This window comes from Acidomonas methanolica, from assembly GCF_004346035.1.
In the GTDB taxonomy this organism is placed as follows: Bacteria; Pseudomonadota; Alphaproteobacteria; order Acetobacterales; family Acetobacteraceae; genus Acidomonas; species Acidomonas methanolica.
Window position 1 is genome coordinate 23182 of record NZ_SLZN01000031.1, and the last position, 7573, is coordinate 30754.

The 7573-nt window shown below is 65.8% G+C and carries 4 protein-coding genes and 1 pseudogene; 2 read left to right on the plus strand and 3 right to left on the minus strand.

Annotated elements, in window-relative coordinates; translation table 11 throughout:
• Nucleotides 1-30 precede the first annotated feature (30 nt).
• Complete coding sequence (locus EDC31_RS14980; protein WP_042059918.1) at nucleotides 31-975, minus strand: quinoprotein relay system zinc metallohydrolase 2; 945 nt, start codon at nucleotides 973-975, stop codon at nucleotides 31-33.
• Nucleotides 976-1109: 134 nt separating this feature from the next.
• Between EDC31_RS14980 and EDC31_RS14985 the strand changes: the two genes are divergently transcribed.
• Nucleotides 1110-1670 (plus strand): TetR/AcrR family transcriptional regulator, encoded by a 561-nt coding sequence (locus tag EDC31_RS14985; RefSeq protein ID WP_042059916.1) that lies wholly within the window; start codon nucleotides 1110-1112, stop codon nucleotides 1668-1670.
• Nucleotides 1671-1923: 253 nt separating this feature from the next.
• Nucleotides 1924-5931: a non-ribosomal peptide synthetase gene (locus tag EDC31_RS14990; RefSeq protein ID WP_042059914.1), complete on the plus strand. Its 4008-nt coding sequence runs from the start codon at nucleotides 1924-1926 to the stop codon at nucleotides 5929-5931.
• Here the strand turns inward: EDC31_RS14990 and EDC31_RS14995 are convergent.
• The gene (locus tag EDC31_RS14995; protein WP_042059947.1) at nucleotides 5909-7171 is read right to left on the minus strand and encodes a glycosyltransferase; all 1263 of its coding nucleotides are present in this window, start codon (nucleotides 7169-7171) and stop codon (nucleotides 5909-5911) included. The two genes, EDC31_RS14990 and EDC31_RS14995, sit on opposite strands and share 23 nt — an antisense overlap.
• 197 nt (nucleotides 7172-7368) lie before the next feature.
• Nucleotides 7369-7573, minus strand: a pseudogene (locus tag EDC31_RS15000) (transposase); the annotation flags it as partial.

A 7573-nucleotide genomic window follows, 5' to 3' on the forward strand; every position in this document is an offset into this window, starting at 1 on the left:
TTATTCTCCCTTCCGGATGTGACGGACGGCCTATTCCCACTCCAGTTCCTTGTAGGCTTCGGTCACGTTCCGGGCGTTGTAGCTGTCGAACAGGGTCCAGTTTCCCCGCTCGCCCGCAGCGACGGTATCGATCGCCTGATCGAGCGATCGGCCGTTCCTGATGGCGAGCCGCGTTTCGTCGCGCAGCGTTTCCAGATACCGGCGCAGCGGGGCGATCGCCTCGGGCGTGACGAGCGGCGGCCCATGGCCCGGCACCAACGCGACGGCATCCGGGGTTTCGAGCGTGCCCAGCTCCTTCAGCCAGCCGGAAAGACTGCCGTCCAGCGCGGGGACACGCCGGACAAACAACAGATCGGCGGGAAATAACGTCCGGGTCTGATGATCGAGGAAGGAGAGATCGCACGTCGTATGCGCCGTTCCATGGGCTCTCAGCGTAATCCTGCGTCCGCCGAGATCCAGCGTGCCGCCTTCGGGACCGATGACGCGCGTGGGTGTCACCAATGGACCGACATCGGCGGCCCCGATCTCGTCGGACAATTTCTTCCGATAGAACGCGCCGCGAATGTGCAGGGCGTCCGGCAATTTGTGATGGCCGATGAACTCCGGCGCTTCATTCAGAAACGCGCAGGCGCCGAAAATATGGTCCGGATGGACATGCGAAAGGACGACATAGCCGATCGGCAGCTTCGTGACGCGACGGATTTCCGTTTTCAGCCACTGGCCGTCCGGGAGACTTCCGCCGCTATCGGTGACCAGAACGGCCTTCTTGCCGACGATGAAGCCGATATTGGCGATCGCGTCGGCATTGTCCGGCGTGGCGTCGGCATCGAGGCCGCGTCGCAGGAAAATGCCGGGCGCGACCTCCTGCATCCTGAAGCTGCTCGCGGAGAAGCCCGCCCGGGGCAGACAGCACGCGCATAATCCTCCCGCAAGCATGGTGCGGCGCGTCGCATGCGCGCTCGAGACTCTCGCCATTCCTCATCTCCCCGAGGAGAAGGACGCCTCGTTCGAAGGCGCCGCCTCTCTATCTCCTGGTAGGTAGGCTGCCGGAGGGCAAGACACTCTCTCGTGAAATCAGATAGAATTCCGGGCATAGGAGAGATAACGACGTGCAAGATACAAAAACACGCCTGCTCCGGGAAGCGGAGGTCATTGTGCGGGCCAAGGGCTATTCCGGATTCAGCTATGCGGATCTGGAGGCGGCTGTCGGGATCAGAAAGGCCAGTATTCATCATCATTTCAAAACAAAAGAAAATCTCGTCTCCGCGCTCGTCGATGAATATGACCGCAGATATGACGATGAACTTTCGAGGATCATTGCCGAAAACAGAAGCGCCATAGAAAAAATCGACGCCTATGGGCGGCTTTATGTGCAGGGATTGCAGGACGATCTCGGCTGTCTTTGTGCCGTCCTCGCTATTGAGCTGCATGCTCTTCCCGTCAGTCTGACGAACAAGCTGTCGCTTTTCTTTGACAAGCATATCGCCTGGATCGAAGCGGTCATCGAGGACGGCCTCGCACGGGGAGAAATCCGCCCGAGCGTCCAGGCGGCGTCCTACGCGCGCATGACGGTCGCCGCCCTGGAGGGCGCATTGCTCATGGAGCGCGTCTTGCAGGGCGTCGTCGGCTTCGAGGCGACCCTCGACGCCATCCGGAAGGGGCTGGGCTGAGCGCCCGCGACCGGTTGCCCCAGATGAATCACAGGTCCAGAATCCTGACTGCCCGAGCATAGGGATGCCGGCGAACGCCAATTTGTTGATCATTTCAAAACAATTATTTCGCCAGATTCGCGCCCATACTGCCGAAGCAGATTCGCAAAAGTATATCCGGTGAAAAATGCCGCCCAGGCGAAAATTTCTATTCTGACTTTAACACTTTTTTGATAATAACGCCGAGATTCGACCGAATGTGAAGGACTCCGCGATGTCACTCCAACGCCTGCCCCTGACGACTGCTCAACGGGGGGTGTGGATGGGAGGGCTGCTTCGCGCGCAAGGCGGAACCTTCAACATTGCCGAGGCCATCGAACTGCGCGGACCCATCGAGCCGGACTCGTTCCGGGCCGCGCTGGCGCAGGTCAGCCGGGAAGCGGAGACGACGCGCATCCGGATCGGGCTGGGCATGGACGGCCCCTATCAGGACGTCCTTCCCGAACTGCGCTTTGACCCGCCTTTCCTCGATTTTTCCACCCACCCGGCGGCTGAGGAAAGCGCGCGGACGTGGATGACGGCGCATCTCCGCCGCCCCGTCGATCTCGCCTGCGACCCGCTCTGGTATTCGGCCCTCATCAAGCTGGAAGCATCGCGTTTCATCTGGTTCCATTGCTGCCATCACATCGCGCTCGACGGTTTTTCGGCCGGGCTGATCGTCGCGCGGGTGGCGGAACTCTATACGGCCCTGGCGGAGGGGCGGGACGCGCCGCCCGCCAGCTTCCTGCCTCTGCGGACCCTGATCGAGCAGGAAGAGCGATATCGCGCGGGCGCGCGCCGGGAGACGGACCGGCTCTACTGGCGCGAACGGCTCGCTCTCCCGCCGGAGGCGGTGACGCTGGCCTCCCCGTCGTCACCGCCGCGCCCGGCCGATCCGCTCCTTCAGGCGCTGGGCTTCGTCTCCCGCACCGCCGCCTTCGACGAACGCCTGAAAGAGCGGATCCGCGCGGCCGCTCAGGAGCATGGGTCCACCTTGCCGCAGATGTTTACCGCTCTGTTGGTCAGCTATATTTTCCGCTGCACGGGCCAGGAGGATCTGACGATCGGCATGCCGGTCACGGGGCGGCTGGACCGGATGATGCGCCGCGTCCCCGGCATGGCGGCCAACGCCGTCGTGCTCCGCTTCGCGCCCAGCGCCGGGGTTCCCTTCCCCGATCTCCTCGCCCAGACCCGGCGGGCGATGCACGGCGCGCTCCGCCATCAGAACTTCCGCTACGAAGACCTGCGCCGCGAACTCGGCTTCACGGAAATGGAGCGCCACCTGTCGCGGATCGCGGTCAATATCGAGCCGTTCGACTATCACCTTTCTTTCGGCGTCCATCCGGCCCGTAACGTCAATCTCAGCAACGGCATGATGGAAGACCTCACGATCTTCGTTTTCGACCGTCAGGACGGCGAGGGAATCAGCCTCGCCCTTTACGCCAACCCCGCGCTGTACGACGCCACCGCCCTCGACCGGCATCTCGCGCGGATACAGCTTCACGTCGAAGCGATTCTGGACGATCCCGGCCTTCCCCTGAGCGCTTATCCGTTCTTCGGCCTGGCGGAGCGTGCGGAGATCCTGCGCCTGGGCGAGAAAGCCGCGCCGCTGGAAGGGGAAGAGGGGCTGCTCGATGCGCTGGCGGGTCATGCCTTGCGCATGCCGGAGCGCGTCGCTGTGTCAGATAGTTACGGAAACGTAACGTATCGGATGATGTACGATCTGGCCGGGCGCTGCGCGGAGACGCTCGCCTGGCAGGGCGTCGGCCCGGGCACGCTGGTCGCGATCCGCGTGCCGCGCGACCGGCGGCAGATCGTCGCCATGCTCGCCGTCGCCCTGTGCGGCGCGGCCTGGCTTTCGCTCGATCCCGACGGGCCGCCAGGCCGCACCGCCGCGATCCTCGACGACGCGCGCCCGGCCCTCATCCTGACAGGCGAAGAGACCATCGCGGTCGGCCTGCCTGATCGGCTCGCCCGCCTGCCGCTCGCGCCCGACGGCACGGCAGGCGTCGTCTCGGGCATTCCCGCCGGGATCGGCACGCCCCAGCTTCCCATAAACAGCGCCTATGTGATCTACACCTCCGGCACCACCGGCACGCCGAAAGGCGTGATCGTCCCGAAATTCGCGCTGGAGAACCTCCTGCGCGCCATGCAGGACGAACTGGCCTTCGGGCCGGACGAACGCTGGCTCAGCGCGACCTCGGTGACGTTCGATATCTCGATCCTGGAATTCCTGCTTCCCCTGCGGGCTGGCGCACGTCTGGTGCTGCCCGAGGGCGACATGGCCGATCCGCGCGTCATCGCGGCGGCGGCGCGGCGTCATGACATCACGATCATGCAGGCGACGCCGACCTGGTGGCGGATGGCCCTGAACGGGACCGAGGGCGACTGGCTCCGCCCCCTTCGCGTGCTCTGCGGCGGCGAGGCGCTCAGCGCGGAACTCGCCCGCGCGCTCATGGAACGGGCACGCGCCGTATTCAACGTCTATGGCCCGACCGAGACGACGATCTGGTCCACGCTGAAGGAACTCCATGCCTCCGACGCAGAGGAGGACGGCGTCGTCCCCGTCGGTCGCCCTCTCGCGGCCACGCGCCTGCGCATCCTCGACGGAACGGGCGGTCTCCTGCCGTTCGACATGCCGGGTCAGCTCGCCATCGGCGGCGCGGGCGTCGCGAGCGGCTATCTGCGGCGACCCGACCTGACCGCCGCGCGCTTCGTGCCCGACCCGTTCGACGACTCCGGCGGGCGGCTCTACCTGACCGGCGACCGCGCGCTCCTGAGGCCGGACGGGACTTTGGTGATCCTTGGCCGCGAGGACGAGCAGTTCAAGATACGCGGCGTTCGCGCCGAGCCGGCGGAGATCGAAAGCGCGCTTCGTCGCCAACGCGGCGTCGCCATGGCCGCCATACGCCTCTGGCCGGGGCCCCACGCGCCGGTCCTCACCGGCTATATCGTGCCGGAAGCGGGCGAGAGCGGCGACGCTCTTGACATCGCGACGCTCCGGGAAGGGCTTCTGTCGCTGCTCCCGGCCCAGATGGTGCCCACACGCTATGTTTTCCTCGACGCTCTGCCGATGACGCCCGCCGGCAAGCTGGACCGCAAGTCCCTTCCGCCGCCTTCCGAAACCGGACCGGAGAGCGCGGAAACCGGCCTCGACGCGCAAGACGAAGCCCTCACGCCGGAGGAAAGTCTCGTGGCCGGGCTTTGGCGCTCGGTGCTCGGCCGCGCGGAGATCGGGCGGCATGACAACTTCTTCGATCTCGGCGGCGACAGCCTGAGCGCGGTCCAGTTCGTCATGGCGCTGGAAGAAAAAGGATACGCGCTCCCGATCACGGCCCTGTTCGGCGCCCCCACGATCGCGCGTCTGGCGCGGTTGCTGCACCAGAAACCCGCAATCTTCGATCTTCTGACCACCACCGTCCTCCCGCTTCGCGCCGAGGGCGACGGGCCGGCCGTGTTCTGCTTCCATCCGGTGCTCGGCCTGTCCCTGAGCTTCGCGACGCTTCTGCCGTTCATCCCGTCGTCGCGTCCCGTATACGGCCTGCAGGACGTGGCCCTCCTGGAAGGCGAGGACGCGCCCCGCTCGATCGCCGAACTGGCGGCGCATTATCTGAAGGAAATCCGGGCGCTTCAGCCGGACGGACCCTATACGCTGATCGGCTGGTCCATGGGAGGGCTGGTCGCCCATGCGCTCGCCGGTCAATTGCTGGCGTCAGGCGAGAGGGTCGCCTCGCTGGTTCTGCTCGATTCCTATCCTCTGCGCGGCCCGGATGGCGGTCCTTTGGACGATCCGGCCCTGATCGAGGCCGCGATCGGCTTTCTCGACGTCGCCCTGCCCGAAGATGTCCCCCCTCCCCGGACGCTGGACGCGCTGGCTGACCGGCTCGTCGAGACGATGCTGGATCACGGCCAGGCCCTTCCGAGCGAGTTCGGCGAGCAGGGGCCGCTTCTCGCTCGCCTGCGTCATGCCGCTACGCGGAACCTCGATCTGCTGCGCGGCTGGACGCCGCCAACCGTCGCCTGCGACGCGCATTTCTTCCGCGCGGCCCGTCGCGGCGTCGGTATGCGGGACGATCCGTCCGTCTGGACCGCGTTCCTCGAGGGACGGCTCGATGTGACGGAGTTGGACTGCACACACCAGGACATGCTCGATCCGGCGATGGCGCGCCTCCTTTGCGCCGGGCTCGGCATCGCCGTCCAGTCGGACAGCATGGCCGAAGTCAGAGAAGAGCCCACCGTCTGAGCTGGGCGATGGCGTTGCCCACGCCGTCTTCCGCCGCCACCGTCTCGCCCAACGCCCGTGCGCGGGCGCGCATCGCGGGGGAAACGGCTGCCTCCAGCGCGCGGGCGAGTGCCGCTCCCGTGAGGTGGCGCATGTTCTGGCTGACGGTCGCGACTCCGATACGGCCAAGCTGCCATCCCCAGAAATGCTGATCGCCCACGAACGGCACCGGCACGGTGGGAATGCCCGCCCGCACCGCCGCCGCAGCCGTTCCTGCACCGCAATGATGCACCGCCGCGCGCACCCGCCGGAAAAGCCATTCATGCGGCACGTCGCTCACGGACATGATGTTTGGAAGATCGGCAAGGAATCTTCCCATTCCGGACCAGCCGCTTCCCACCACGATGCGCATCCCGGTGAGCGCGGCCGCCTCACGCACGACGGCCGCCAGACGTTCGGCATGAGCACTCACCATGCTGCCGAAACCGATATAGACCGGCATCCCGTCCTCTCCGCTCCCTTCACCTAGAAACGCGGCCAGCGGGCCCGGCGGCACGTAATCCTCGTCCGGCGGGAGGATGAAGTAGCCCGGCATGGCGATCGTCTCCGGCCATTCCGGCTGACGCGGCACGACATGGCGGCTGAAGCCGTAAAGCCGATAACCGCCTGTGGCGTGGGGCGATTCCCACGGTCCGCGCCACGGATAGGGGGCAGCCTCAAGCGTGCGGCGCATGTCGTTGGCGATCGCGCGCGTCGACCACCAGGCCGCCCGGCGCATCGCCCCATGCAGGGCGTAATTGGCCGCGCCCGGCAAAGGCCGGGGACGGAACCACACGGGCGGCAGGGCGCGGCTGGCGTCGAGCGGCTGGAGCTGGGTCTGCACGAAAGGCACCCCTGCTTTTTCCGCCAGCGTTGCCGCGAGCAATGTCGCATTGCCGGACCCGATGACGAGGCGACACTCCGCCATGGCTGCGAGCCCTTGCGCAGGCCAGTCCTGCGCCGCCCTGCGCGTCTCGGCGATAACCACGCGGGCGGCGGCCAGCCCGCTGCGCCCGTCGAGCGCCTGGGGATTGCGCCGCATCATGGCGCCGAAATCCGCGTTCAGCGGCGCGAAATCCAGCCCGGCCCGGGCAACCGAAGCGGCGAAGCCGGGATCGGTAACGAGACGCACCGCATGCCCCTCAGCCCGCAACCCCCTGCCCAATGCGAGATGAGGCCGGATATCGCCCTCGGTCCCGACCGTAAAAATGACGACCGTCATGACGCCCCCGATGTTTCCCGTCCGATACGCGCGCCGGAACAAAATTGCCATTTTGACGGCGTGCGCCACCCCTGTTTCACGGGCACGACAGCAGCCTTATCTGGGATCTTCCTGATGAAGAAAGCACGGATGATTGTCGGAATCACATTTTTCACCGTTCGACATGCGATGCCATGTGTTATACCAATTCTGTCTCGTTAGAACCCATGTGCCCAGTCTCGCAAACCGAGGGACATGATGCGCCAGGGCTGGTCTACGAGCTTATTCCAGGCGTGGCAGCAGATATCGACGATGTCGTCGTAGGTGCGAAGATCCGGTTCGACAGCCAGGTATTGCGCATGAACTGCCAGACGTTTTCCACCGGGTTCAATTCGGGCGAGCGTGGCGGGAGCGGCAGGATGG

Coding starts and splice junctions, on each gene's coding strand:
- EDC31_RS14980 (WP_042059918.1), bottom strand. CDS start 975: ATGGCGAGAGTCTCGAGCGCGCATGCGACGCGCCGCACCATGCTTGCG.
- EDC31_RS14990 (WP_042059914.1), top strand. CDS start 1,924: ATGTCACTCCAACGCCTGCCCCTGACGACTGCTCAACGGGGGGTGTGG.
- EDC31_RS14995 (WP_042059947.1), bottom strand. CDS start 7,171: ATGACGGTCGTCATTTTTACGGTCGGGACCGAGGGCGATATCCGGCCT.